The organism is Blautia sp. DFI.3.45 (genome assembly GCF_020593505.1).
Taxonomy (GTDB): Bacteria; Bacillota; Clostridia; order Lachnospirales; family Lachnospiraceae; genus Blautia_A; species Blautia_A wexlerae.
Genome location: NZ_JAJDMI010000021.1, coordinates 1 through 25,789, shown reverse-complemented (window position 1 = coordinate 25,789; position 25,789 = coordinate 1). Strand labels below are relative to the sequence as shown.

Annotated in this window: 24 protein-coding genes and 2 pseudogenes; 3 read left to right on the top strand and 23 right to left on the bottom strand. The window is 42.4% G+C overall.

Annotation, left to right across the window (positions count from 1 at the left end; translation table 11 throughout):
- The 4 genes from LJE09_RS09170 to LJE09_RS09155 form a co-directional block, all read right to left on the bottom strand.
- Positions 1 to 978, bottom strand: coding sequence for an ABC transporter permease (locus tag LJE09_RS09170; RefSeq protein ID WP_008705559.1), 978 nt, complete (start codon positions 976 to 978; stop codon positions 1 to 3).
- A gap of 184 nt (positions 979 to 1,162) precedes the next feature.
- Positions 1,163 to 2,140 (bottom strand): substrate-binding domain-containing protein, encoded by a 978-nt coding sequence (locus LJE09_RS09165; protein ID WP_227311231.1) that lies wholly within the window; start codon positions 2,138 to 2,140, stop codon positions 1,163 to 1,165.
- The gene (locus LJE09_RS09160) at positions 2,127 to 3,932 is read right to left on the bottom strand and encodes a sensor histidine kinase (protein ID WP_118614480.1); all 1,806 of its coding nucleotides are present in this window, start codon (positions 3,930 to 3,932) and stop codon (positions 2,127 to 2,129) included. Before LJE09_RS09160 ends, LJE09_RS09165 begins: the two co-directional genes overlap by 14 nt.
- Entirely contained in the window at positions 3,929 to 5,548 is a 1,620-nt protein-coding gene (locus tag LJE09_RS09155; protein ID WP_227311230.1) for a response regulator, read from the bottom strand. The genes LJE09_RS09160 and LJE09_RS09155 overlap by 4 nt, the downstream gene beginning before the upstream one ends.
- A 456-nt stretch (positions 5,549 to 6,004) precedes the next feature.
- Between LJE09_RS09155 and LJE09_RS09150 the strand changes: the two genes are divergently transcribed.
- Positions 6,005 to 6,448, top strand: a complete 444-nt coding sequence (locus tag LJE09_RS09150) for an RbsD/FucU family protein (protein WP_008708382.1) — start codon at positions 6,005 to 6,007, stop codon at positions 6,446 to 6,448.
- Positions 6,449 to 6,744: 296 nt separating this feature from the next.
- Here LJE09_RS09150 and LJE09_RS09145 read toward each other — a convergent pair whose 3' ends face one another.
- Both LJE09_RS09145 and LJE09_RS18790 read right to left on the bottom strand, forming a co-directional pair.
- Positions 6,745 to 8,541, bottom strand: a complete 1,797-nt coding sequence (locus tag LJE09_RS09145; RefSeq protein ID WP_022381348.1) for an L-fucose isomerase — start codon at positions 8,539 to 8,541, stop codon at positions 6,745 to 6,747.
- A 43-nt stretch (positions 8,542 to 8,584) separates the two neighbouring features.
- Positions 8,585 to 8,689 (bottom strand): annotated as a pseudogene (locus LJE09_RS18790) (DUF6783 domain-containing protein); the annotation flags it as partial.
- Between LJE09_RS18790 and LJE09_RS18785 the strand changes: the two are divergent.
- Together LJE09_RS18785 and LJE09_RS09140 are read left to right on the top strand one after the other, a co-directional pair.
- A pseudogene (locus tag LJE09_RS18785) lies at positions 8,648 to 8,800 on the top strand (DUF6783 domain-containing protein). The pseudogenes LJE09_RS18790 and LJE09_RS18785 overlap by 42 nt on opposite strands.
- 229 nt (positions 8,801 to 9,029) lie before the next feature.
- Complete coding sequence (locus LJE09_RS09140) at positions 9,030 to 9,878, top strand: AraC family transcriptional regulator (protein WP_008705564.1); 849 nt, start codon at positions 9,030 to 9,032, stop codon at positions 9,876 to 9,878.
- A gap of 119 nt (positions 9,879 to 9,997) precedes the next feature.
- Here LJE09_RS09140 and LJE09_RS09135 read toward each other — a convergent pair whose 3' ends face one another.
- The 17 genes from LJE09_RS09135 to LJE09_RS09055 form a co-directional block, all read right to left on the bottom strand.
- Positions 9,998 to 11,080: a cob(I)yrinic acid a,c-diamide adenosyltransferase gene (locus LJE09_RS09135; RefSeq protein WP_227311228.1), complete on the bottom strand. Its 1,083-nt coding sequence runs from the start codon at positions 11,078 to 11,080 to the stop codon at positions 9,998 to 10,000.
- Between the two features lie 68 nt (positions 11,081 to 11,148).
- Positions 11,149 to 12,300: a 1-propanol dehydrogenase PduQ gene (locus tag LJE09_RS09130; RefSeq protein ID WP_008705567.1), complete on the bottom strand. Its 1,152-nt coding sequence runs from the start codon at positions 12,298 to 12,300 to the stop codon at positions 11,149 to 11,151.
- A 24-nt stretch (positions 12,301 to 12,324) separates the two neighbouring features.
- Entirely contained in the window at positions 12,325 to 13,089 is a 765-nt protein-coding gene (locus LJE09_RS09125) for a DeoR/GlpR family DNA-binding transcription regulator (protein ID WP_008705569.1), read from the bottom strand.
- A 67-nt stretch (positions 13,090 to 13,156) separates the two neighbouring features.
- A complete protein-coding gene (locus LJE09_RS09120) occupies positions 13,157 to 13,705 on the bottom strand; it encodes a BMC domain-containing protein (protein ID WP_008705571.1) in 549 nt (182 codons plus the stop codon).
- A 16-nt stretch (positions 13,706 to 13,721) separates the two neighbouring features.
- Positions 13,722 to 15,050: a 4Fe-4S dicluster domain-containing protein gene (locus tag LJE09_RS09115; protein WP_022381347.1), complete on the bottom strand. Its 1,329-nt coding sequence runs from the start codon at positions 15,048 to 15,050 to the stop codon at positions 13,722 to 13,724.
- Positions 15,051 to 15,054: 4 nt separating this feature from the next.
- Entirely contained in the window at positions 15,055 to 15,321 is a 267-nt protein-coding gene (locus LJE09_RS09110; protein ID WP_008705576.1) for a EutN/CcmL family microcompartment protein, read from the bottom strand.
- Between the two features lie 132 nt (positions 15,322 to 15,453).
- Entirely contained in the window at positions 15,454 to 16,065 is a 612-nt protein-coding gene (locus LJE09_RS09105; RefSeq protein ID WP_370792859.1) for a phosphate propanoyltransferase, read from the bottom strand.
- 118 nt (positions 16,066 to 16,183) lie between these two features.
- Positions 16,184 to 16,462 carry a BMC domain-containing protein gene (locus LJE09_RS09100; protein WP_005427721.1) on the bottom strand — a complete coding sequence of 93 codons (279 nt, stop codon included), beginning with the start codon at positions 16,460 to 16,462 and terminating at the stop codon, positions 16,184 to 16,186.
- Between the two features lie 197 nt (positions 16,463 to 16,659).
- Positions 16,660 to 16,962, bottom strand: coding sequence for a BMC domain-containing protein (locus LJE09_RS09095; RefSeq protein ID WP_008705580.1), 303 nt, complete (start codon positions 16,960 to 16,962; stop codon positions 16,660 to 16,662).
- 36 nt (positions 16,963 to 16,998) lie between these two features.
- Complete coding sequence (locus LJE09_RS09090) at positions 16,999 to 17,274, bottom strand: BMC domain-containing protein (protein WP_008705581.1); 276 nt, start codon at positions 17,272 to 17,274, stop codon at positions 16,999 to 17,001.
- A gap of 72 nt (positions 17,275 to 17,346) precedes the next feature.
- A complete protein-coding gene (locus LJE09_RS09085) occupies positions 17,347 to 17,661 on the bottom strand; it encodes a BMC domain-containing protein (RefSeq protein ID WP_008705582.1) in 315 nt (104 codons plus the stop codon).
- Between the two features lie 95 nt (positions 17,662 to 17,756).
- Positions 17,757 to 18,980 carry a zinc-binding dehydrogenase gene (locus LJE09_RS09080; RefSeq protein ID WP_020993375.1) on the bottom strand — a complete coding sequence of 408 codons (1,224 nt, stop codon included), beginning with the start codon at positions 18,978 to 18,980 and terminating at the stop codon, positions 17,757 to 17,759.
- Between the two features lie 27 nt (positions 18,981 to 19,007).
- A complete protein-coding gene (locus LJE09_RS09075) occupies positions 19,008 to 20,396 on the bottom strand; it encodes an aldehyde dehydrogenase family protein (protein WP_008705584.1) in 1,389 nt (462 codons plus the stop codon).
- A gap of 29 nt (positions 20,397 to 20,425) precedes the next feature.
- Complete coding sequence (locus tag LJE09_RS09070; RefSeq protein ID WP_008705585.1) at positions 20,426 to 21,289, bottom strand: class II aldolase/adducin family protein; 864 nt, start codon at positions 21,287 to 21,289, stop codon at positions 20,426 to 20,428.
- Positions 21,290 to 21,474: 185 nt separating this feature from the next.
- Positions 21,475 to 22,266: a glycyl-radical enzyme activating protein gene (locus LJE09_RS09065; protein WP_008705586.1), complete on the bottom strand. Its 792-nt coding sequence runs from the start codon at positions 22,264 to 22,266 to the stop codon at positions 21,475 to 21,477.
- Between the two features lie 73 nt (positions 22,267 to 22,339).
- Positions 22,340 to 24,865, bottom strand: coding sequence for a glycyl radical protein (locus LJE09_RS09060; protein ID WP_055053733.1), 2,526 nt, complete (start codon positions 24,863 to 24,865; stop codon positions 22,340 to 22,342).
- 383 nt (positions 24,866 to 25,248) lie between these two features.
- Positions 25,249 to 25,632 carry a hypothetical protein gene (locus LJE09_RS09055; protein WP_008705589.1) on the bottom strand — a complete coding sequence of 128 codons (384 nt, stop codon included), beginning with the start codon at positions 25,630 to 25,632 and terminating at the stop codon, positions 25,249 to 25,251.
- Between the last annotated feature and the right edge of the window lie 157 nt (positions 25,633 to 25,789).

Below are 25,789 nucleotides of genomic sequence, written 5' to 3'. Positions count from 1 at the left end.
TCAGTTCTTTCTGCGTCTTGCAGAAACGTCGACATAAACTGCTACAATTACGATAAGTCCTGTGATGATCATCTGCTGACCTTTACCAAGACCAAATGCCATGATACCCTGCTGAAGAAGAGAAATGATAAATACACCGATGACTGTACCGCCGATAGAAGCAAGTCCGCCAACCATGGATGTACCACCCATTACACAGCCTGCAATCGCTTCATTGTTGTACTGATCGCCGTATCCAGGCTGAACAGTTGTATAAGCGCCAACAAAGAAAATTGCTCCGATTCCTACAAGAACACCGCAGATCACATAAGCAAGCATTCTCCATTTTTTTGTATTAACACCGCTGAGTCTTACTGCTTCGCTGTTAGAACCAAGACAAAGGATATAACGTCCCGGTTTTGTGTTATAAAGAATAATTCCACAGATCACTGCTGCTGCCAGGAAAATCACAAGTCCTACAGGGAATCCCTTATAGGAGATAAGATTTCTGAACCATCCGTTTACAGGATCACTTCCCAGCGGCCAGCTGACGGACTGTGTCTTTGTAAATACAGATGCAATACCTTTTGCAATGTTCATAGATGCCATGGAAATGATAAATGGCGGAACTGACATATAAGATACCATCCAGCCATTAAACACGCCAAATGCAAATCCGATCAGGATACAGATCACCATTGCTGCTGCACAAGGTACATGATAAGATGTCATGCAGTAACCTGAGATCAGGGCACAGCAGAACATTACCGGTCCAATGGAGAAATCGATTCCTCCAGTGGCAATTACAAATGTTACTCCAAGTGACAGAAAGCCCAGGAAGTATACATAGTTCAAAGTAGATTTGATACTGTCACCTACAGGGAACTTACTTCCCAGAACTACTTTGAAGACTACGAACATAAGAACCAGAATACATGCTAACAGGATTCTGTTCAGACCGAGTTTCTTCACAATTGGATTTTGTTTCAACTTTTCCAAGTTTTTCACCCTCCTTACGTTATTTCGTATCTCTCTTTGTTTTCTATATCTTACCTTACCTGTCGGATAATTGTAATGAAATATCTTCCAAAAAAAGGTTAAATATTTCCTTTTTTTCATCCAGAAATATTTAACCTTTTTGCTTCTTTTATCCTTATATTACGCAGTCGTTTCAACGCGTCAGTCAGCTAAACGGGAAGATCAGCCGTTCAATATCACTGTTATACATATTCTCCGGCGTAACCAGCTCGCATCCTGAATCAATATTCTTCTCTACTGCATCCCCGTTAAGCATATGAATGGTTTCTTCCACTCCGATATACCCCATCCGGAATGCTTTCTGCACAATAATTCCCTTATAAACGCCCATTTCCATAAGATTGATGGCCTCCTGGGAACAGTCCACACCAACTACTGCGATCTTATCTTTCGCTCCTGCATCACTGACTGCTCTTCCCACACCAACTGCAGAATATTCGTTCATTCCTGCAATCAGTTCCAGATCCGGATATTTCCTCATCAGTTCCTGCGCCAGTTCATAGGATTTCTCATAGAGTGAGTTACAGTAGACAATATCTACTATGTTATCAGCATAGTCACCAAGACCTTCCCTGAATCCCTGTTCTCTCTCCACAGCCGTGGAAACACCTTTTACATGGCTGACAATGGCTATCTTTGAATCTTTATCGATTAATTTTCTGGCATACTCTCCTAACATCCTGCCCGCATTCACATTATCTGTGGCAACTGTGAGATCCTGCAATTCTTCTTTTGTATAGGAATCAATATAGGTAATACGGATTCCTTTTTCTCTTGCTTCCTTCAGAAGTTCATCTGATGCATCCATGCTGGAAGGAGAAAACAGAATCGCATCCGGTTTCTGCTCAATGGCCTTTTTCAGAAGTTTATTCTGTTCTTCTATATTCTCTTCTTTATCCGGAGCCAGGATTTCAAGGTCAGATTCATATTCCTCTGCCGCCATCTTACAGCCGGATATTACCGAAGTCCAGAAATCATTGGTGTTATCCCTGATCTTTGGAATATAAATGAGGGAGCATTTTTTCGTCTGTGTCGCCTCCGGTTTCAGGATTCCGGCAAAAATCACCACTGCTGCCGCCATAAGGATTGCAACTGTTATAATCTCTTTTTTATGACTTTTCATGGGATTCCTCCTGTATTCCGGGAATTACAACAGATGCTGTGGTTCCCTTTCCTTTTTCACTGTGATAGATAATGCCATAATCTTTTCCATAATATAAAACCAGACGCTGCTGCACATTGTACACCCCAACTCCATTGGAACGGTAATTCACCTTATGCTTATCATAAATATGTTTCAGGGTTTCCTCATCCATTCCCACACCATCGTCCGTAATATCGATTACTGCATTCTCACCTTTCATATATCCATGTACTGTCAACAGTCCTTTACTGTCTTTATATTTTAAGCCATGATAAATTGCATTCTCCACGAGCGGCTGCAATACCAGACGAATGATAGGTACCTGTGTAATGGATGGATCTGCCTTTATCTCAAATTCCAGCTTATCCTTGTAGCGCATCTTCTGGATCGTGAGGTAACTTCTGACATATTCAATCTCCTGTCCGACTGTTACAAGCTCATCCTCATTGCTGATACTCTGTCTGAGCAGTCGCGCCAGAGAAGCCGTCATTATCACCACTTCCTCATTCTTCTTTCCTTCAGCCATCCAGATAATAGAATCCAGCGTATTATACAGAAAATGTGGATTGATCTGCGACTGCAGGGCTTTCAGTTCTATTTTTCTCTTCTGCTCCTGCTCCTTTACATTCTGCTCCATTAATTCCCGTATCCTGTGCGTCATCACATTAAAAGATCTGGTAAGACTTCCTATTTCATTGTCGGAAATCACCTCTATATCTTCAATATCAAAATTTCCTTTCTGCACACTTTTCATGGAATCACGAAGCTTCTGGATCGGCAGCGTAATATTTCTGGCAATCAGGCTGGATATCAGAAGAGCAACTATGATCAGCCCCACTGCTACCAGCACATAAATACTTCTTGTCTGTCTGCTGTTTCGTAAAAGTTCAGACATATTCATGCATCCCACAATAGTCCATCCTGTGATATCAGAATGGGACAGTGCATAAATTTTCTCGTCATCTCCCTTTCCGACAGTAACAATATCTGATTTTGCATTCATAACAAGTGAAATGTTCTCTGTCTGCAGTTCATTATATAACTGCTGCTGTTGTGGATGATAAACGATATTTCCATTCTGATCAAGAATAAAAACATATCCTTTATCTCCCATGCTGCTCTGTGCACAGAGTTCACTGATCGCACTGTAATTCAGATCCAGAAAAACTACTCCATCCTCTGCTTCTGTTCCTATATAATTGCGGATTCCTCTGCTGAGTGTGATGACCCATGGTCTTTCTCCCTTTATCACATTCTGCACATGAGAAGATGTCAGATTATACCGGTCATATTTTCCGACTGCATCTGCATACCATGGCTGTGTATTAAGATCTACATATGTATTTCTCACAGATAATCCATTGTCAAACAGAGATGGAGAGTTCTTATCCTCTCTGACAATCCCGATATTTCTGATATCCGCCCTGCCCTTCAGGATCGTTTTAAACTGTTCCACAAGGCGCTGTCTGTATTCACTGTAATTTTCATCCTTTGTGGCTCCATATCCTTTTTCACTGTACAGATATTTATAAGCATCACCACTTTGCGCGATCACTGACGCAATATTATCCATATAACTGATATACGAATCTATATTCTGATTCAGCTGTTTGATGATCGTCTGTGTATACATGACAGAATTTTCATAAATAGATGAATTCGTATATCTCAGAGATACCACTGTCACAACCAGCACAGCACTTAATACCAGGATCGACACCGCACAGAAAATAGAACTCTGAATACTCTTAAATTTTGAAGAAATCTTCATCGGCGTTTCTCCCTTGCATATTCGGTAGGTGTTTTTCCTGTCATCTTCTTAAATGAAATTCCGAAATAGTGTGGATCTGAAAATCCTACTTTTTCCGCAATCTCATAATTCTTCAGCGTTGTATTCTCCAGAAGTTCCCTGGCCTTCTCCATTCTTATCCTGGTAAGTGATTCGATAAACGTTTCCCCTGTCATCTCCTTAAAAATAGTGCTGAAATAGCTGGTACTGATATTCAGATAAGAACAGATACTGTTCAGACTCAGATCCGGATCCATATAATTTTTCCGGATATAATCCATAGCCATCATTCCCTGCCTCTGGCCGCTGGAACTATTCAGATCCTGAAGTGATTCAAATACTCCTTCAGCATACTCCTTCACCAATGTCACTGCTTTATCAAAGGTTTTTGCCTGAGAAACTTCTTTCAGAAGCTTCTCTCTCTGAGCAATGATCTTTTCCGAATCATCACTCAGGGACTGGCAGGTATTTCCGATGGCACGTATCACCTGCTGAAGATAAATGCAGGCATAGCTTTTCTCCACCAGTGCCCCTTTGATCTCATGCTCGATCTGCTCCAGGATTTCTGTCACTTTCTGCCTGTTTCCGACCTTTATCTCTTCTGTCAGTGTTTCCAGAGATTTTATAAGATTAATACTGTTGTCCGTTTTCTTTTCTTCCATATCCAAAAGGAGGCTGCCTCCCAGCAGATACCGATAGCCAATGGCTTTCTCAGCAAGCTTATAGGAATAGACCAGTTCCTGAGGTGATCTCACCCAGCTTCCGATTCCTATAGAGGTTTCAATCCCGATCACTTCTTTTACTTTCTGCTGGATTTCCTGACAGATACTATGTATTTTGTCTCCGAATTCTCTGGATCTGCATCCTGTAAATATAATGCATACCCGATTGCTGCCTTCCTGATAAGCAACACCTGCGTTCTCTCTGGTCACAATTTCATTGCTTATATTAAAAAGTACAAAGGACATCAATGCGCTTTCCTGCTGTTTATGCATATCTACCTGATACATTTCTGAGTAAGTGTCCATATCAAAAACAGCTACTCTGTAGCTCGAACAGTCAAAGCTGATCCCCAGCTTTTTCAGTTCCAGAAGACTTACCTGTACATCTCTGGTACAATTTACAAGAGTCTCCAGTGCTTTCGACCGGATGACATCCACATTCTTGTGATAATCCTTTGAAGTCTGCGACAGGGATTCCATTTTTTTCTGTTCTTTTTTTCTGGAATCCAGCTTTTCTTTCATATTCCGGAGCACTTTTGTCAGTTCCATTGCTGTGACAGGTTTGAGCATATATTCACTTACATTATAACGGATTGCTTTCTTCGCATATTCAAATTCCCCAAAACCGCTGAATATAACAATAAGAATATCCGGATAATTATCATGAAGAAACTCGCTCAGTTCCATACCATCCATATAAGGCATACAGATATCTGTCAATACAACATCCACCTTGTGGCTCTGCACAAATTCCACTGCCTGTCTGCCATTCTCACAATCCCCCACAAGCTCACAGTCCAGGCTTTTCCAGTCAATGTTCTCCCTGATTGCATCCCTGACCAGGATTTCGTCGTCTACCAATAATATTTTGTACATATTAAATTTTATCCCCCATAAGATCAGGCATCATCCCTCTGCCTGATAACCCAAATAAAAATGTTACTGTTCACTCCGTTCACACTAACTTAGCCAAAATTCATTCCAGATTGCCTGCGGCAATGGAATTTTGGCTTAAAACTACTGCATCCTTTTACTTATTTTACCGAATCAGGTAAGTCCTCTGCCAGGCAGCTATTCGGTTATAAGCAAACAGCAAAGTAAATTTCAAATATCCGCTTGATTCGCTATAATGATAATAGCATATTTATACTATTTTTTCAATTTTTTCAATATATTTTTGTGCATTTCATACAACTCTGTGTATTACTGTTTCCTCCGCTGTAAACTATAAAAATTTACTCTTTTTGCGTAAAATATTGCCTTGAATAATCTGATTTTTTTCATTAAACTGTTTACAATGATTTTCATAATTTTGAAAGGAGAATACAAATTATGTTAAAGGGAATTCCTGAAATTTTATCACCGGAATTATTAAAAGTTTTATGTGAAATGGGACACAGCGATCGTCTTGTTATCGCAGACGGTAACTTCCCTGTTGAATCTATGGGAAAGAATGCCATCACTATCCGCTGTGACGGACATGGTGTACCGGAAATCCTGGATGCGATCCTCAAACTGTTTCCACTGGATACTTACGTAGAGCATCCTGTAAATCTCATGGAAGTTATGCCTGGCGATAATGTAGAAACACCAATCTGGGATACATATAAAGAAATCGTTGCCAAATATGACGAGCGCGGCGATAAAGCGGTTGGAAATATTGAACGTTTCGCTTTCTATGAAGAAGCCAAAACTGCATATTGCATTATTTCCACAAGCGAAAAAGCTCTGTATGCAAATATAATGCTTCAGAAAGGTGTTGTAATCAACAACTGATTTTGCTTTATCTTTTCATTACTGTTCACAGTAACGTAGCCAAAATTCATTCCAGATTGCCTGCGGCAATGGAATTTTGACTTGTATGTCTCGGGATTTTGGCATATTCATGCCACATATCATTTTTACACATTATACACACATCACACATACATATATATACAACAGGCTGGTATCTGTACACACAGATATCAGTTTGTTTTTTTTGATTCCCCCTGATACAAACAGCCGCCCAAAGTCAGATCATCTCCAACTCCGGGCGGCCGATATACATTCTTACATATCGGTTTTATTTATTATTTGTAAAGAGGTCCATAATTCTTGCATGCTCTGAAATCTGCACCTTCTTTATCCATTCCAAATGCATTCCATGCTGCCGGACGATAGATATCTTTCTCAGGAACATTGTGCATGGATACAGGAATTCTCAGCATAGAGCACATTGTGATAAGATCTGCACCAATGTGTCCGTAGGAGATTGCTCCATGGTTTGCACCCCAGTTGTTCATTACATCATAAGCTGTCTTGAACGGTCCTTCTTTGCCATCGCATCTTGGAGCAAACCATGTACATGGCCATGTATAGTCTGTACGTTTCCACAGCTTGTCAGATACTTCTTCAGGAAGAGCTACTGTCCATCCTTCAGCGATCTGCAGAACCGGTCCAAGTCCTTTTACAAGGTTCAGACGGATCATTGTTGCAGGCATCTGGGCACGTGTTTCATAACGGCTGGAGTATCCGCCTCCACGGAAATATCCGTTGTCAGCCATACACCATTCTGTGTTTTCCATGATTGCTTTCTGGTCTTCTTCTGTGATATCCCACCACTGTTTCATAACAGCTGTTCCATCAGCTTCTTTTGCTTCTCCGTTAGCATCAAGGCAGGCAGCACCGGAGTTGATCAGGTGAAGGAAACCGCCGGCTTCTTTTGCTACGCCCTCAAGGTCATATCCTGTAGCTTTCTTAACAGCCTCCGGGCTCCAGTATGTACGAACGTCAGCGAAAATCTGTGCTCTGTTTGTAAGAAGTTTCATGAACAGCATTCCAAGTCCGTTAAGAACATCGTTCTCTGTAGCCAGGATGTATGGTTCACGTGCTCCGTTCCAGTCAAAGGAGGTGTTCAGCATAGCTTCTGCAAAGTCACCGTTCGGATAGAAATCTGTCCACTGTCTCTGTCCCTGGAAACCGGCTGCCAGAGCATTGTGTCCGATTGCTTCTTCAGAGAATTTAGGATCAAGGTTGTCACAGCCGTTCATCAGTTCTTTGATGATAACTGCCATCTTAACAACAAACTCGAACTGCTCTTCTTTCTTTTCAGCTGAGAACTGAAGTTCTTCAGGGTTCTTATCCCAGCCGATCTTACAGGTTTCTTTTGCCCATTTCAGAGCTTTCTCAAATTCTGCGTGATCATAGATACCCTCTGTCATACGACGGATGATCTCTACCTCATCAACAGACTCAACTCTCATTCCAAGATAAGATTCGATGAAATCGGAATCAATGATAGATCCACCGATACCCATTGTTACAGAACCGATCTGCAGATAGGATTTTCCTCTCATGGATGCTGCTGCAACTGCTGCGCGGCCGAATCTTAACAGTTTTTCTTTAACATCTTCCGGAATAGATGTGTCATCAGCTTCCTGAACATCATGTCCATAGATACCGAATGCCGGAAGTCCTTTCTGTGCATGTGTTGCAAGTACAGATGCAAGGTATACAGCACCAGGTCTTTCTGTTCCGTTGAATCCCCATACAGCTTTGATCGTCTGTGGATCCATATCCATTGTCTCAGCGCCGTAGCACCAGCATGGTGTAACTGTAAGAGTGATATCTACGCCTTCTTTACGGAATTTATCTGCACATGCAGCGCTCTCGCCAACACGTCCGATGGTTGTATCAGCGATTACAACTTTAACCGGTTCACCGTTGGAATATCTTAAATTCTCTTCAAATAATTTAGCAGCTGATTTCGCCATATTCATTGTCTGATCTTCCAGAGATCCACGAACATCCAGTGCTCCTCTACGACCATCGATAGTAGGTCTGATACCAATTACCGGATAGCTGCCAATTAATCTGCTCTTTGCCATAATAAAATACCTCCTGATAAATTATTGTAATATTCCCGCAGGATCATTTCCTGCTAGAGCGTGTCTGAAAAAGGCTTTCTGCAAGATGTGCGTCACAATTTGTGGGATATTTTGCCCGGATGAGGGCGCCGTAGCGGGCTACGGCAACTGAATTCGGGTGAAATATCCCGCAAAGTGGGGCGTGCAGATTGCGGGAATGATTTTTCAGACACGCTCTAACCCCCAAGATTACATTTTCACTTTTCGCAGCATCTTCTGACTGCAAATATAACAAAAATAATAACCTCTACACCTGTTGTGCCAAGTAGCCCGATAACCACTGTTCACTCCGTTCACAGCAGCCTGACCACTCAACTTTGTTACTGATATCTATTATATAATTGCATTCAGAAAATTACTTGTGTTATAATAGCAAAAAACAGTACAATATTCACTTTTTCTGTTTTAATCATAAAATTTCTGTAAATTTTGTAAGGAGGAAAGTTCTTTTGCATGATTTAGACCATAATGAAGACCGTCCAAGAGGCACTTATGAGTTTCCATTTGAGTTTCATCACATCGATCATACACATCCCAGATATGTCATGTCTTATCACTGGCATGTGGAATATGAAATAATTCGTATTCTGGAAGGTTCTCTTACTGTCACTTTAGACGAAAAAAGTTTTACAGCAGTTAAGAATGATGTCATTTTTGTACATAGTGGAATCCTTCATTCAGGAATTCCCCATGATTGTGTATATCAGTGCATTGTTTTTGATATGAACACTTTTTTGAAAAACAATCCTGTATGCGGAGAATATATCCAGAAAATCCTGCATCAGGAAACAATGCTTTTTCCACATTTTTCAGATGAGCATCCACAGATTCTGAACTGTATTTCTGTTCTGTTTGATGCCATGTATGAAAAAGATACCGGATATGAGCTGACTGTATTTGGACAATTTTACCACTTTTTTGGTTTGATTTTCAGTAATCATTACTTTATCGAAAATCCTACCCGAACGCGCAGAGACTATAAACGTATTCTCCAGTTGAAGCAGGTTCTGGAATTTATCGAAAAAAATTATGCCAATCCTATCACACTTCAGGAACTGTCTGCTTCTGTCTCTATGTCACCGAAATATTTCTGCAGGTTCTTTTCGGAAATGACCCATCAGACTCCTGTGGATTATCTGAACAGACAGAGAATTGAAGAAGCCTGTTTACAACTGGCGGCTACTGATGATTCAATCACAGAAATTGCTTACAGGAACGGATTTAATGATCTGAGTTATTTTATACGTACTTTTAAGAAATACAAAGGCATGACTCCCGGGAAATATAAGCGAAGATAAATCAGTACATCGCAAAAAGACCAGAACAGCTCTCTTCAAAACTGTTCTGATCTTTTTAATACTCCTTCGCAACTGTCTGGTGCCTTCAACAGCGGACTGCCAAATAGTTGTCATCCATCTTACAATATTTCATTTAACACAGACTGACCATACTCTGCCAGACTATGGTCTTCTTCTCCTGTACCGCCGCTGATTCCAAGTCCACCGATAATTGTATTTCCGGACTTCAGCGGAATACCACCGCCGAAAATAACGATTTTTCCACCATCCAGCTTGTCAACGCCATAAAAGGTTCCTCCTGGCTGTGCAATCTTCGAAAGTTCCATTGTAGACATCTTCACTGCCACTGCAGTATAGGCTTTCTTCATTGCCACATCGAAGCTTACAAGGAATGCTCCATCCATCACATGGACCGCAACCGGATTTCCTTCCGGATTGCAGACCGCGATTACCGCACGCTGCCCTCTGCGCACAGCTTCCTGCTCCAGTCTCTCGATCAGTTTCTTCGCTGTATCCAATGTTATCCTGCTCTGAATTCCCATTCGTTTAAGAACCTCCTGGATGACGGCTTCATTGATATCTGCCGTCTTTTTTAATACATCTGTATTACTGTCGGACGGTTCCGGCAATGCATCTGTATTATTATCAGACGTTTTCGCCAATGCACCCGCATGATCATCGGACAGTTCCACTGAAAGATCAGAGTAATACTCTATATATCTCGCCAAAATATACAGATAATCCGAAAGGCGGTTAAGATATCTCTTACTCTCTGTATCTGCACCAAACTTCACGCTGACCTGTGCAAGGCAGCGCTCTGTTCTTCTGGCAACAGTACGTGCAATATCTATCTCTGCAGCCAGTCGGCTCTTTCCTGTAAGCTTCTCCGGAACAGGCTTTTCGCACAGTGCTTCCAGTTTATCTGTTTCCGCCTCCAACACTGCTGTTTCCTTTTCACTGACTTTACAGTCACGATCATATGGGTTACTGACTCCCGCTGCGATCAGATCAAGATTCTTTTGAATACGTTCAAGAAGCTGAAGTATTTCTGACTGACGGAGCATACTTTTTACAAGTTCAATATGACTATTCAGTTCATCAGCCTCACCCATAAGGCGGATACGGTCATCAGATTTGGAAATATTACCAGCATGAGCCATATCTGTAATTCCTCTGTCTCCTCTTTTTGTATAAATACTCATCTCTTCTCCATCTCCTGTATCTGATTTCAGCGGCAGTCAGCATCTGCCGGAAATTATTGTCTTCATTTTCAGAATGACCATAATTTCGTATAAATCTTTATAATATCTTCTTTAGTCGGAACTCTCGGATTATTCACTGTGCAGGCATCTGCAAGTGCTGCGTCTGCCATCTTGTCAATTGCTGCAAAATATTCTTCCGGTGCAATTGTTCCCAGTTCCTGAATCGTCAGCGGAATATTCATCTCTTTCTGCATAAACTGAATCCAGTTTACCAGAGAACGGACCGTCATTACTTTATTATAATTGCTCAGTCCGAGAATGTGCGCAACATTGGCGTATCTCTTTACAGCCGGAAGATACTCTTTCTGGCTCTTACTGTGCTTATTGATATCAGAATTAAATTCTACGATATGCGGAAGCAGCATAGCATTTGCCCTTCCATGCGGAATATGGAACATTGCTCCCAGCTGATGAGCCATGCTGTGAGTGATTCCAAGACCTGCTGTATTAAAGGATAAACCAGCCAGACAGGAAGCTACATGCATTTTTTTACGCGCATGCATATCACTGCCATCCAGATATGCTCTCAGCAGGAATACTCCGCAAATTTCAATGGCTTTCTCCGCAAGTGCAGAAGAGAATTCATTATGTGCAGTACTTACGTATGATTCCAGCGCATGTGTAAACACGTCCATACCAGTATCCGCTGTGATGGCCGGCGGAACACTCCTTACAAGTTCTGCATCCAGAATTGCTTCATCTGCTGTAAGGCTCTCTGAGATCAGCGGATATTTTACATGTGCTGCAGTATCGTTTACTACTGCAAAAGAAGTAACTTCTGATCCGGTACCACTTGTAGTCGGAATTGCGATCAGACCTACTTTTCCATAATTGTTGATCTTCAGTGCAAATTCTCTGATTGCCTTGGAAGAATCAATCGCAGAACCACCACCGACTGCAACAACTGCTTCCGGCTGATATTCCAGGAACTTCTTTACCCCTTCTGCAATCTTGTCCACAGGTGCATCCGGCACAACGTCATGGAAAATATCGTATTCAATACCTGCACTGTTTAAAGGGGCAGTGATCAGATTGATCATTTTACTTTGTACCACAAATGGATCTGTTATAATGAGAACCCTTTTATACGGGATCTCTTTTAATCTGTCTAATGCGTTATCCCCAAAATGGATCGCGGTTTTCATCTCAAAAGTATTCATTGTATCATACTCCTATTTTCTTTGTCAGACAGGATATAGGCATTTTACATTAAATTTCTCAAAGTGCTTCTTCCAGCGTTCTGTCGGTTCTTTGTCCGTCACTATAATATCTACTTCTTTCATGCTTCCAGCTACGGAAAACGCTGTCTGATCAAATTTAGAACTGTCAACAACCAGAATTCTCTTTCGTCCGGAACCGATCATCGCTCTCTTGGTAGAACCAAAAGCTTCCTGCGATTCCATAATCCCCCATTCCAGATCCAGCGCCTTACACGAAAAGATAACCTTATCTACATAATAAGAACGTATGGATTCGTCTGTCTTTGATCCAAGAAAAGCCAGATATCCTTCTTTCATTACGCCTCCGGTGGAGATAATGTTCCACCCGGATACATCAGCTAACTCCAGAAGTATTTCCATGGAATTGGTAATTACGGTAAGACGTTCTTTTTCCTTTAATGCTTTCGCCACAAAAACTGCCGTAGTACTCGCATCCAGGAAAATATGATCTCCGTCTTTCACAAGGGAAGCTGCAAGTTCAGCCATTTTCTGCTTTCCTGTAACATTCTGGTTCTTACGTACATTAAAAGGCAAATCAATGCTTACATCCTCATTGATCACAGCACCGCCATAACTTTTTATCGCAAGTCCTTCCTTTTCAAGTTTATCCAGATCACGGCGTATGGTCTCTTCAGAGACATCATAAAGCTGGCTCAGCTCGCTGACCACCACCCGCTTTTCTGCCTGTAATTTTTCGAGAATCAGATTTCTTCTCTCCAGTGCAAGCATATCTTTGCCCCCTTTTTTTGAGAAATTTTTTATGAGTGTCAGGGTCAGAAACTTCTTACCCCGGATATTATAAAATACTGTCGATCATTCTTCTGTCAGGATGTGCGATAACGGAAGAATCCAGGTACATACCCTTGGCAGCTACAAGTTCTTTTGCCCTGTCAATGGAAGCCTCTACCGCAGAAACTTCACCGGTGATCATCATATATGATTTTCCGCACATACCTTTGGCAATACGAAGTTCTATCAAATCTACGATCGCAGTCTTAGCTGCCTGGTCTGCTGCTTCGATAATGGAAGCTGCATCATAAGTTTCAAGAATTCCCAGCGCACTGATATCTTCTACCTGAGTAGTTCCGTAAATTGCCGGGAAAATGGATTCATGCGGATTGCCCAGCACAAAGCTGTCAATGCATTTATCCTCATATGTAGTTACTGCCGTATCAACGGCGGCCTTTACCGCACTTAAGTCACCGGTAATAATTGCAATATATTTACCAGGACATACGGTCTGTGCCTCGACGATCTCTACCTCAGATGTTTTTACCATAGCATCTGCTGCAGTAACGCCTGTAGATGTGGTTTTAAATTCAATCATTCCGATTGCTTTACTCATTTTGTGCACGTCCTTTCTACTTTACTGCAATAATAATGTAACGGTCTGTTACTTCTGTTACTTTACCGCTGACAGAAGCATGAATACCAACGCTTAAGCCCTGTGCCGGCTGTGCGATCATCTGCCCTCTTGTTACCTCATCACCGGCTTTGACCACTGCCTGTGCAGGTGCTCCGATGTGCTGGCTCAATAATATCCTTACTTTCTTAACCTGTACAAGTTCTTCTTTCAGAGGAGCATCCTTGTCATATCTCGTAAGACCAAGTCGCGCCATCAGACGTTCTTCCGGAACCTTACGGTATTCTCTGGATTCCTGTACCGGTTTCGGCTGTACACCCTGCGGAGGACGGATACCTGCTTTTCTCAGACCGCCCTTCATATCTGCGAGAAGACTTCTCGGTGCAAGACTCTGCGGACATGAGTACATCTCACATACACCGCAGGAACTGCAGAAGGAAGCATCTATATATGGATTCAGGTCTCTGAAATCATTATTTGATGCAGCCCTCATAAATTTCGCCGGATCGATCGGATGTCCCAGATTATGTCTCGGACATAAATCTGTACAGGTATTGCACTGGCAGCAGATAGATGCTGCACGTTTTAAATCTATGGAAGAAGTCCGCTGCTTCTTCGCTACAATAAGATGGTCTTTTGGAAGGACCAAAATCGCATTTGTTGTCTTTGTCACCGGATCTGAACCATTTCCGATACGCCCCATCATCGGGCCGCCTACGAAATAGACAGGATCCTTCACGGTTGTGCTGCCTGCCTGTGCTACCACTTCCTCCAGCGTACATCCCAGGGGAACTCTCACTGTAACAGGATCACTTACTTCTGCAACAACAGATACATATTTGTCTGTAACCGGCTGCTTCTCTTCCACAGCACGATATACATTGTATACAGTTTCAACGTTAAATACGGCTACTCCCTGCTCGATTGGCAGTCCTCCCGGCCGTACTACTCTTCCGGTTGCCTCATAAATAAGTACAACCTCATCTCCCATCGGATAAACTTCGTCCAGAAGATGCAGCCTCATGCCAGGAAATTCTTCAATATGCTGATTTAATGCATGAATTGTCTGTACATAAGACTTCTTAATTCCAATAATTGCTTCAGAAGCACCAACCGTCTCCTGGATCATATGGAATGTTTTCATAATTTCATATGCGTGTTTTTCCAATAACTGTCTGTGTAATTTCAGTAATGGTTCACACTCTGCACAGTTCATAAGAATGGTATTGGCCTTGTCTGTAAGCTTCATATAAGTAGGGAATCCGGCTCCGCCGGCACCTACCACACCATTCTGCTGTATAATATCCTGTAATTCTTTGATTTCCATGGCGTTACTCCAATCCTGCACCGTCATCAATAATACCGACAATTGCGGCATCTACCGGTGCTGTTTCTACGCCGCAGCCTATTCTTGCTGCGCTTCCCTGTGCCACCAATACATATTCACCAACTCCGGCTCCGATCATATCGATCGCAACCAGCTGGCTCAGGTCGCCTTTCATATGATGCACAGGCTCGATAATCATAAATTTACTTCCAATCAGCTTCTCACTCTTTCGTGTGGATACCACACTTCCTACAACTTTGCCTACGATCATATGAGCCTCCAAATTGTTTCTGATAATAATATTGGGGGCAAATACTTCTGCCCCCAATTAACGCTTAAGGGTTTCTGTTCAAAAACCTTATCGTGCAGGCACGAACGGCTTTTTGACCTTTGGCCCCCGATATTATTTAATTATTGTTACGGTAGTGCCTGTAGCAATCTTTGCTGCATTTGCTTCATCTGTATCAATATGCATTTCCAGTGTAAAGCTGTCGTCTACACGGATCTTGACCTGATTGAAGATGGTTCCTCTCTCATTATCTGCCTTTACTGATACGATATCGCCGTCCTTCACACCTGCAGCCTGTGCATCTTTCGGAGACATATGTATATGGCGCATTGCCACGATACATCCCTCTTTCAGATAAACGGCTCCTTTTGGACCTACGATTGCGATTGGTGCACTTCCTGCAACGTCTCCGGATTCGCGAACCGGAACATTCATTCCAAGCTTAATGGCATCTGTCGCAGATACCTCAACCTGTGAAGCTTTACGCACCGGTCCAAGGATTCTTACATTCTCAATGGCACGAAGTTTCAGTCCCACAATGGTAACTGTTTCATTAGAAGCAAACTGACCTCCCATCAGCTCTTTCTTCTTCGTAAGCTGATATCCGGGTCCGAACAATGCTTCTACATGTTCCTGTGTCAGGTGAATGTGTCTTGCGGAAACCCCGATGGGAACCATGAATCCATCGCCTTTTTTTTCATTCTGATTGATTGCCTGAATGACCATTCTGGTAATCAGTTCAATATTATTAGATTCCAAGAATACACCTGCTTTCTGTCAAATATGACGGATTATAACCATCCGGCAGTCTGCTGTGCAGATACCGGACAGTTACGATGGATTACTATTTTAATACAGGCAGGATTTTCTCTACATCTGTATGTGGTCTTGGGATTACGTGTGTAGCAACTAATTCACCAAGTCTGGATGCTGCTGCGCTTCCGCTTTCTACTGCTGATTTAACAGCTCCTACATCTCCACGTACCATAACTGTTACAAGTCCGGATCCGATCTTCTCTGTTCCTACTAATGCTACGTTAGCAGCCTTGCACATCTGGTCTGCTGCTTCGATTGCTGCTGTAAGTCCTCTGGTTTCTACCATTCCTAATGCTTCCTGTGTCATAACTTTCTCCTCCTTATGAGATACTGTTTCCTTTATCTGTTCTTTCTGGGATTCTGTTTTATTTGCTGTTTCTGCCGCCGTATCTGCCGTCTGAGCTTTTACTTCCGGTTTTGAAGAAGTTTTTGCTTTCGTTCTTCTTGGAGCGGCTGCCTTTTTAGGGGCATTTTTATCTGCTTCCGGTTTCTTCTCTTCAGCCATTATTCATCCCCCTGATTGTTCTTCCAGCGACTTGCACTTAATTCCACCATTCTGACGATTTCTTCGTGGGGACGTGCAATTACTGCATAACTTACCGGTTTCTTGATCGCACCTGTCGCTGCTGCATTTACTGCTTCTGTAACGGCAGATACATCGCCTTCAACTATAATAGTAACCAGTCGTCCGCCCAGCTTACGTTCCCATGACGCCAGCTCAACGTCTGCAGTTTTGCACATGATGTCCAGTGCATCGATTGCTGCAACGACACCAGTGATTTCTATAAATCCATATGATTTACTCATGAGCGAACTCCTTTTTTACACTTCTCAATCTGCTGGTCAGATGCTTGGAAGGATTTTCTCTACGTCTGTATGAGGTCTCGGAATTACATGAGTAGCAACTAATTCGCCAAGTCTGGATGCTGCTGCGCTTCCGCTTTCTACTGCTGCCTTAACAGCTCCTACGTCTCCGCGTACCATAACTGTTACAAGTCCGGATCCAATCTTCTCTGTTCCTACTAATGCTACTTCAGCTGCTTTTGTCATTGCATCAGCTGCTTCAATTGCTGCTGTAAGTCCTCTGGTTTCTACCATTCCTAATGCTTCCTGTGCCATTTCTGCTTCCTCCTGAATCTACAAATAAATATCTGATTATATTTTAACTGATGCCCAATGGATATGCAACTGCTAATCCTTATCCAGGGCACTGATCTTCAGCATTTTTTCCGTTCCCTCTTCCGGGTTCGGGATCACATAATGCTGTACCACACCAGTCATTCTGTTTGCAACTTCCATGCCTGCTTCCACAGCCGCTGTAACATCAGTTACACTTCCTCTGAATTTAATGCAGACAAGGAGCGGTACCGGCAGGCTGTCAGCATTGGCTGGTTTGTTTTTATCAAAAACCTCCAGGCGGACATTTGCTGCCTTACATCCGGCATCGCCTGCTACAAAGGCTGTCGCCAACCCGAATACCTCTAAAATTCCTACAGCTTCTGCCATTTCTTTTCTCCTCTATTGCCAGGCTTATTATTTGTTGCTACTGTTCACTCCGTTCACAGCAATACTCTTTGCGGGATATTACCTGTGAACAGTAACTATTTGTTTACAACTGCGATCTTAAGTCCTGTCATTGCCAGGTTTGTCTGAAGAGCTTCATTGATCTGCTCTAACGGGAATTTGTCTGTAATTAACTCAGACATTGGAAGACCGATTGCATTTGCTCTCTTAAGGAAATCAAATGTTGTAACATAATCTCTGAGAGTGTAAACCCAGGAACCAACCAGATTGATTTCTTTGGAGCAAAGATCAAAGTGCGGGTTAATTGTAGCATCTCCACCATTGATGAAGAAACCAAGTTCGCAAAGGCCGCCGCCGTTACGGATAAATTTATAAATATTTGCATGAGCTTTTGGATTTCCTGTACACTGGAATGCAAAATCTGCAAGGTGTCCACCCTGTGCTTCTTTTACAGCCTCTGTCAGTGCTTCGATTCCTTTGAAGTTCATGAAGTTAACGCTTGTATCTGCTCCCATTCTCTTCGCAAATTCAAGACGTTTCTCATTTCCGTCTACTGCGCAGATATGTTCTACGCCCATAGTACGAAGTACTGCAATGCAGATCAGACCGATTGGTCCGCAGCCCTGAACTACAACTCTGCTGTTGAAACGAAGGATTCCGGTTGTTTTTGCTCTCTCAACTGCATGTACAAGTACTGCACATGGCTCGATGAGGATTCGGGAATCTAGATCCAGATCACTTACATTAAAGAATGTAGTTCCGAAATTTCCACCTCTTAAGAAGATGTAATCGGAGAACCATCCGTTAAGATGTACATCATCATCCGGAAGAAGTCCATATACGTCAGCTCCACCTACGTTCTTCTTGTTCAGGTCGAACATTGTGATTTCCGGATCATCTTTAAAGATCATACAGGTAACGACTTTATCGCCAACCTTTACAGGTTTTCCTGCAGTATCTACTTTAACATTCTTACCCATAGCCACGATTTCACCTGTACCTTCATGTCCAAGTGCTACCGGGATCAGGCCAAATGGATCTCTTTTAAATTCATGTGCATCTGTACCACACACACCGCATCCTTCAACTTTAACCAGGATATCGTCATCTCCAATCGGAGGAATCGGATATTCTTTCAGTTCGAAATGTTCCTTTTCAGTTAATACAGCTACTCTGGCTGTCTTCGGGATTCCAGTTGTTGCTGCCGGTGCAGAAACTGTTGCTGCTGCCGGTGCATTTCCTGTCATGCCGGAGAGAACCTGTTTCACGATTTCTTCTATATTTACATTATTCATGTCCATGTTCTTTCTCTCCTTAACTCATCATCTTTAACGAATGCAAAGGCTGTCTGCCATTACGCAGCGTCTTCTCTTGGTAAATGTACTTGCGCAGGTAAGACCTTCACCTGTACGGCTTGCGATTGTAAATGTACAATAGCCTTCACCGCCAAATCCTAATGCAGCATAGGATGGTGCATTCTTTACAAGGATTGCTGTATCAATTGCTTTCGCATATTTTGTAATATTATCAATATTCTTTGAATGAATATGTGCAGAATGGCGATTTCCGTGTTCTAACCATACTGCCTGTTCCACTGCATCATCAAAATCTCTTGCTCTTACTACACCAAGGATCGGCATCATAAGCTCTGTTGTGATCAGCGGATGTTCCTTCGGTCCTTCAAATACGATACAGCGGATATTTGCCGGTGCATTGACACCGATCATGGAAAGAAGTGTTCTTGCGTCACGTCCGACACATTTACGGTTCAGTTTTCCGCCTGCCAGAACTACTTCTGTAAGTTTATCCTGTTCTTCTTTAGATGCAAGATAACAATCATTCTCAGTTACAAGATAATGCATCAACTCATCTACGATAGAAGAAACTGCTACGATCTCTTTCTCTGCGATACATGGAAGATTGTTATCAAATGTACATCCGTTTACAATGTCTGTTGCCGCTTTACGGATGTCAGCTGTTTCATCAACAAGTGCCGGAGGGTTTCCTGCACCTGCACCAATGCCACGTTTGCCGGAAGAAAGAACTGCAGTTACAACTCCAGGTCCCCCGGTTGCTGCAATAAGCGGGATGTCTTTATGTTTCATCATTACATTGCTGGTTTCAAGAGTAGGTTTCTCTACAGTAACCGCAATATTATCCGGTCCGCCGGACTCTAATGATGCTTCATTCAGAAGATTGATCGCATAAATGGAAGTCTTGATTGCTGCCGGATGAGGATTAAATACAACTGTATTTCCTCCTGCAAGCATTCCCATTGTATTACATAAAATTGTTTCACTTGGATTGGTACATGGAGTAATCGCACCGATCACACCGAAAGGTCCCATTTCAATAAGAGTTAATCCTCTGTCTCCTGACCATGCAGTTGTTGTAATAACTTCTGTTCCCGGTGTCTTATCAGCTACGAGATGATGTTTGAGAATCTTATCTCCTACATTTCCCATACCGGTCTCTTCCACACCCATGCGTGCCATTACTTCTGCATTTTCTTTTATTTTCTTACGAATGCAGGTAATAATTTTTTCTCTCTGATCCATGGACATTTTCTTTACAATAAGCTGTGATTTCTTGGCAGCTTCAATTGCATCATTCATTTCTTTAAAAATGCCATGTTTGCCAGTCGGAGCGTCTGCTATCTGCATTTTTGCCATAACTTCCTGTACAATTTCCTGTACCATATTCTCATTAATTGGCATGAGACTGTCCTCCTTGATTATCTATGCTCTTATTTCATTCCTAACTGAGCCATTACTTGTTTTGTAATCTCAGCAACTAACTGTGCATCAGATGCAGCATTATTCTCTGCCGGTTTTGAATCTCCACCTACGAAATCATACTGATATCCAGGGAATTTCTTGAATTCTCCGTCCTGACATGCTCCACCGCAGTTATGACAGTTCTTGCCGTCTTTGTTCAGGCAGAGGTTTGCCGGATGTTTACCAGCCATACCGAATTTACGACGAATTTCATAAAGTTTCTCAATGTTCTTCTCATCAAATTCCTTAGGTCCGCCAAGAACTTTTGACTGATACAGAAGCTGTGCGTAGAACTCAACAGATTCCATCTTCATGTAAGCTGCGTTTAAGTCTGTGCTCCATGTCAGTGCTCCATGGTTCTCAAGAAGAACTGCATCGAAATATGGAAGGTATTTCTCAAGATTATCCGGAATCTCCATTGTAGATGGTGTACCGTATTCAGCGATCGGAACGCATCCAAGTGAGATAACTGCTTCAGGCATGATCGGCTGTGTCAGCGGAATACCTGCAATTGCAAAAGATGTTGCATAAATCGGATGAGCATGCACAACAGAACCTACGTCCGGTCTCTTCTCATAAACTCTCATATGCATTTTGATTTCAGAGGATGGTTTGAATCCCGGGTTAGCCTGGATCACATTTCCTTCTCTGTCTACTTTACAGATATACTCCGGTGTCATAAAACCTTTGGATACACCTGTAGGTGTGCAAAGAAATTCGTTGTCGTTCAGTTTTACAGAGATGTTACCATCGTTTGCAGCTACCATGTTGCGGCTGTAGATTCTTCTTCCGATGTCGCAGATCTGTTTTTTGATTTCATATTCGTTTACCATGCTCATTTTCCTCCTTAAGGCATTGATATAGTTTTTGACGTTTCTACCTGTGATTTTACACTATCGGTCATAAAAAGTCAATACATTTCCGTTGTTTTATGTTGTTTTTACGGGTTTTATCGTGTTGTTTTTGTTTGTTTTTTTCTTTTTTTATTCCAATAATCGTATCAGATGCAAAAAATACCTCATCCACCGATCTGACAGTCCAGACCGCAGACCGCATGTACTGCCTTTTTTAATGTTTCCATATGTTCTTTGGACGGTGGTTCCACATTTCCCATCAGATATGGTCTGCCAAGTCCCTCATATTTATCCTGTCCAAGTCTGTGATACGGAAGAAGATGAATCTTGTCCACTCCGGGAAGTGTGTCTGCAAACCTTGCAATCCCCTGGATTTCCTCCACTGTATCATTAAATGTGGGTATCACCGGTACACGGATTACCAGCCTGGTTTTACCGGAAAGCGCCACTTTTCTGGCATTTTCCATCATCAGTTCATTAGAACGTCCTGTAAATTCTTTATGTTTCGCAGGATTTGTATGTTTAATATCCATTAAATAAGTATCCAGATACGGTAAGATTGTCTCAATCGTCTCCCATTTTGCACATGCCATACTCTCGATCGCAGTAGAAATCCCTCTCTCTTTGGCAGCTCTCAGAAGTGCTCCTGCAAATTCCGGCTGACAGAGACATTCTCCGCCGGAAAGAGTCATACCTCCGCCCGAGCGGTAATAGTATACCCTGTCTTTCTCAACTTCTTCAATCATCTCCCTGACTGTCACATCACGTCCGATGACCTTGTCTTCTCCCTGCACTTTCATTGTCTGGATCTTATATTCCTGAGATTCCGGATTGCAGCACCATTTGCACCGCAGGACACAACCTTTCAGAAATACGATCGTCCTTATACCCGGTCCATCATGAATAGAATATTTCTGGACATCAAACACTCTGCCCTTTGTATCCAAATAGTCCATGCTTTTCCTTTCTTATTCTGTTATCCATACATCCTCTGCCTGTCACTTTTACTTCCTGCAAAAAACGTCTGAATCAGAAGCCCTGTTCTGTACGACGGATGATATCATCCTGAAGGGAACGGGAAAGTGTCGTAAACAGTGCACTGTAGCCTGCCACGCGTACTACCAGATGTTTATATTTCTCAGGATGTTCCTGTGCATCCAGCAGTGTCTGCCTGTCAACTACATTAAACTGCATGTGCATTCCCTTCTGGTCAAAGTATCCGCGGATCAGTGCAACGAATTTCTCCAGTCCCTCTCTTCCTGAAAGTGCGGATGGGTGAAATTTCTGATTAAAAAGTGTTCCGTTGGATACAATAAAATGATCCAGTCTGGATACGGAAGTTGCCGCTGCCGTAGGTCCCTTTACATCCTTGCCCGCAGATGGCGAAACGCCGTCTGCAACAGGTGTGTGTGCATATCTTCCATCCGGCGTCGCTCCTGTCTGTCCGCCCAGCGGTACATTTGCAGATACAGGATACAAACCTGCCTGGAACTTTCCGCCTCTTGGATTGTTATACTTCTGAAGCGGTTTGGAATATGTATAGGCAACTTCTCTTGCAAAATAATCAACTTCCGGAATATCATTTCCAAATTTCGGAACTTCATCGATCATATCGTGGATTTCTTTGAATCTCTGTGTCTTCTGTTCACCCGGTTTCATTCCCATGAAAGTTTTCAGAAGTCCTTCTGCAGTGGAAGCATCCACATTTCTGCCTGCTTTCTGCATTGCCTTCATGATCATCTCTGTCATATCACCGGCGGACTGCGCATCCAGTCCTTTATCATAGTTCCATGCAAGAGCTTCCTTAAGTTCTTTCATAGATACTTTCTTATCCTCATAGACCAGTTTGCGGATTGCAAAAAGTCCATCTGCCATATTGGCGATTCCAAATCCCTGAGGACCTGTAAAGTTGTAAACAGCTCCACCTTCTTGGACAGACTTGCCTTCTTTCAGACAGTCATCTATCATACAGGAAAGGAATGGTAACGGACAGCGTTCCGCATGAGCTACATCAATAGCATTATCTGCATTCACCAGCAGGGAAATGCAGTATTCCATCTGTTTCTTATATGCGTCAAAGAATTCATCAAAGGTCTTCATCTGAGTGACATCGCCGGTAGGGATTCCCACCATCTCACCTTTATCCATACCATTCGAAAAAACAAGTTCCAGAGGTCTGCACATATTAAAGAATGCGGCATCATGCCACCCTTCTGTCTTACCGGCTTTCTGCGGTTCCACACATCCGATGATATTGTACTCTCTGGCATCCTCCAGAGATAAGCCTCTGTTCTGCAGTGCCGGAATAATCACCTCATCATTGTAATATGCAGGAAGTCCGATTCCTGTTCTCGTAAGCTCGGCTGCCTTTATCAGGAATTCATGCGGAGAACCATTCCATACTCTCACAGAAAGTGATGGAGCCGGAAGATGCACATGCATGGATGCCTGAATACACATAACAGAAAGATCGTTAGTTACATCCTCTCCCTCTTTATTCTGACCACCCGCGATCAGATTCTGGAAAAGGCTGTATCCTGCAAATCCTTCCGCTGAAGCCGCATCACGACATTTATTCAGGTCATTTAATTTAACCCAGATGCAATCCATCAATTCCTGTGCGAACTCTCGGGTAATAGTTCCTGCTTCCATATCCTTCTTATAATATGGATACATATACTGATCAAAGCGCCCCGGTGAAATAGAATGTCCACTGGATTCCATCTGAAGAAGCTGCTGTACAAACCAGAATGACTGACATGCCTCATAGAAATTCTGTGCACCCTTTGCCGGTACCCTGCTGCAGTTCTCTGCGATAACAAAAAGTTCCTGTTTTCTTACCGGATCACTTGTCTGTGCCGCCATTTCCTGCGCAAGTTTTGCATATCTGCCTGCATAATCGATCACCGCCTTACAGCTTAAAATCACTGCCTCAAGGAAGTGAGACTTTCTTGCATAATTACCGTCACCGACACTGCATCCATCCAGCTCTTTCTGAGCCTTCTCCATGATTCCCTCAAAACCGATTTCCAGTACTTCCCAGTATTTAACTGTTACATGTCCTACACCATTGTAAAAATAATTTCCAGGTGTAAAAATATTGTGTTCAATTGCCTTGATTGCTTCCGGTGCCATATAGGAAGTTGCAAGTTCACTGGTTGTTTTCCCTTTCCAGTACTTATCTGCCTCCTTAAGTTCGGCTTTGGTCTCCTCAGCAATCTCAAAAGGATCCGCAGTTCTGGTCGCAACTGTATCCAGTTCAGCTTCCAGCCACTCATAAGAGAACTCCGGAAATGTCTGACATCCCCTCGGCGCAATCGTACTGCTTCCGACAATCAGTTCATTGTCACGGATAATGATCGGAATATTATGAAGAATATGCGCAAAAGCCTTTGCTCTGCGTGTGATGATCGGTTCTCCTTCTGTTTCCTTATAAGATTCTGTGATCAGCTTTGCTCTGGCTGATTCGATCACCGGCATATGTTCATACAATGCATCTACCAGTTTCTGAATTCTGGGAGACTTGGGAATATCTGATGTTTGAAATTTTTCCATGTTACTCCTTTCTCATGAATAAAAGCTGCACCCATACCAGACCCCAATACATTCCGGTATCATTCTGACAGCAATATCCTCCATGTTTTCATATAGATTCATTATACCTTATGGCTATCGCGAAGTCAACATAAATCAACACATATATCCTGAGCTTTTATGTTGTTTTTTATTTGTTTTTTCTTCCGTTCTGGTTGTTTTTGTTTTGTTTTTATGATTGACATTTCATTTTTCTTCAGACACGTTAAAAGCAGCATATCAGGTTATGATCCATAACTCTGATATGCTGCTTTTTAATATCGTATATTGTTTTTTCTGCATCGGATGACTTTAATGAGCATGCTTTTCCATCGCTGCACTCCCATATATTCATATACACTTAACTATTGTTTCCTGTTCTCTTTTTGTTCTCTGGCTTCTCTTACTTTCTCCCTCTGTTTCGTCAGATCGTAATAATCATCTGTAAGAACCCCATGTTTTCGCATCATATCAAACACAGTCTGCTGAGCAGGTGTCATCTTCATGCCAATAGAATTATTATAATCCGTAAGAACGCATCCTGTTTTCTCAATCAGCCAGAACAGCGGAGAATCATCATCCGGGATCATTTTCCAGATTTCGTTCTCTGTCCATGGAAGCAATTCCATCATTCCATGAAGATGTCCTCTGGGTATTCTTACGTAATCGCCGTCCGGCTTGATCAGACCGTCAGAAAAGTTCTCATCCTTAATTTTCATCTCATTTAACAGTTCTTCTGTTATCTTCATCCTCTTTTCCTCACCCTCGAGTATTGCTTTTTCCTATTATACGTTTCCCGCCAGAGTTACGCAAGTAAAAAGTCTGAATAGCCTCTTTCCTCAAAAATATATGTTACTGTTCACTCCGTTCTCAGTAACATAGCCAAAATTCATTCCAGATTGCCTG

What these genes read in the sequence shown, in the direction of transcription:
- LJE09_RS09165 (WP_227311231.1), bottom strand. Translation starts at nt 2,140, where the DNA reads ATGAAAAGTCATAAAAAAGAGATTATAACAGTTGCAATCCTTATGGCG.
- LJE09_RS09160 (WP_118614480.1), bottom strand. Translation starts at nt 3,932, where the DNA reads ATGAAGATTTCTTCAAAATTTAAGAGTATTCAGAGTTCTATTTTCTGT.
- LJE09_RS09155 (WP_227311230.1), bottom strand. Translation starts at nt 5,548, where the DNA reads ATGTACAAAATATTATTGGTAGACGACGAAATCCTGGTCAGGGATGCA.
- LJE09_RS09150 (WP_008708382.1), top strand. Translation starts at nt 6,005, where the DNA reads ATGTTAAAGGGAATTCCTGAAATTTTATCACCGGAATTATTAAAAGTT.
- LJE09_RS09145 (WP_022381348.1), bottom strand. Translation starts at nt 8,541, where the DNA reads ATGGCAAAGAGCAGATTAATTGGCAGCTATCCGGTAATTGGTATCAGA.
- LJE09_RS09135 (WP_227311228.1), bottom strand. Translation starts at nt 11,080, where the DNA reads ATGAGTATTTATACAAAAAGAGGAGACAGAGGAATTACAGATATGGCT.
- LJE09_RS09130 (WP_008705567.1), bottom strand. Translation starts at nt 12,300, where the DNA reads ATGAATACTTTTGAGATGAAAACCGCGATCCATTTTGGGGATAACGCA.
- LJE09_RS09125 (WP_008705569.1), bottom strand. Translation starts at nt 13,089, where the DNA reads ATGCTTGCACTGGAGAGAAGAAATCTGATTCTCGAAAAATTACAGGCA.
- LJE09_RS09120 (WP_008705571.1), bottom strand. Translation starts at nt 13,705, where the DNA reads ATGAGTAAAGCAATCGGAATGATTGAATTTAAAACCACATCTACAGGC.
- LJE09_RS09115 (WP_022381347.1), bottom strand. Translation starts at nt 15,050, where the DNA reads ATGGAAATCAAAGAATTACAGGATATTATACAGCAGAATGGTGTGGTA.
- LJE09_RS09110 (WP_008705576.1), bottom strand. Translation starts at nt 15,321, where the DNA reads ATGATCGTAGGCAAAGTTGTAGGAAGTGTGGTATCCACACGAAAGAGT.
- LJE09_RS09105 (WP_370792859.1), bottom strand. Translation starts at nt 16,065, where the DNA reads ATGGTCATTCAGGCAATCAATCAGAATGAAAAAAAAGGCGATGGATTC.
- LJE09_RS09100 (WP_005427721.1), bottom strand. Translation starts at nt 16,462, where the DNA reads ATGACACAGGAAGCATTAGGAATGGTAGAAACCAGAGGACTTACAGCA.
- LJE09_RS09095 (WP_008705580.1), bottom strand. Translation starts at nt 16,962, where the DNA reads ATGAGTAAATCATATGGATTTATAGAAATCACTGGTGTCGTTGCAGCA.
- LJE09_RS09090 (WP_008705581.1), bottom strand. Translation starts at nt 17,274, where the DNA reads ATGGCACAGGAAGCATTAGGAATGGTAGAAACCAGAGGACTTACAGCA.
- LJE09_RS09085 (WP_008705582.1), bottom strand. Translation starts at nt 17,661, where the DNA reads ATGGCAGAAGCTGTAGGAATTTTAGAGGTATTCGGGTTGGCGACAGCC.
- LJE09_RS09080 (WP_020993375.1), bottom strand. Translation starts at nt 18,980, where the DNA reads ATGGACATGAATAATGTAAATATAGAAGAAATCGTGAAACAGGTTCTC.
- LJE09_RS09075 (WP_008705584.1), bottom strand. Translation starts at nt 20,396, where the DNA reads ATGCCAATTAATGAGAATATGGTACAGGAAATTGTACAGGAAGTTATG.
- LJE09_RS09070 (WP_008705585.1), bottom strand. Translation starts at nt 21,289, where the DNA reads ATGGTAAACGAATATGAAATCAAAAAACAGATCTGCGACATCGGAAGA.
- LJE09_RS09065 (WP_008705586.1), bottom strand. Translation starts at nt 22,266, where the DNA reads ATGGACTATTTGGATACAAAGGGCAGAGTGTTTGATGTCCAGAAATAT.
- LJE09_RS09060 (WP_055053733.1), bottom strand. Translation starts at nt 24,865, where the DNA reads ATGGAAAAATTTCAAACATCAGATATTCCCAAGTCTCCCAGAATTCAG.
- LJE09_RS09055 (WP_008705589.1), bottom strand. Translation starts at nt 25,632, where the DNA reads ATGAAGATAACAGAAGAACTGTTAAATGAGATGAAAATTAAGGATGAG.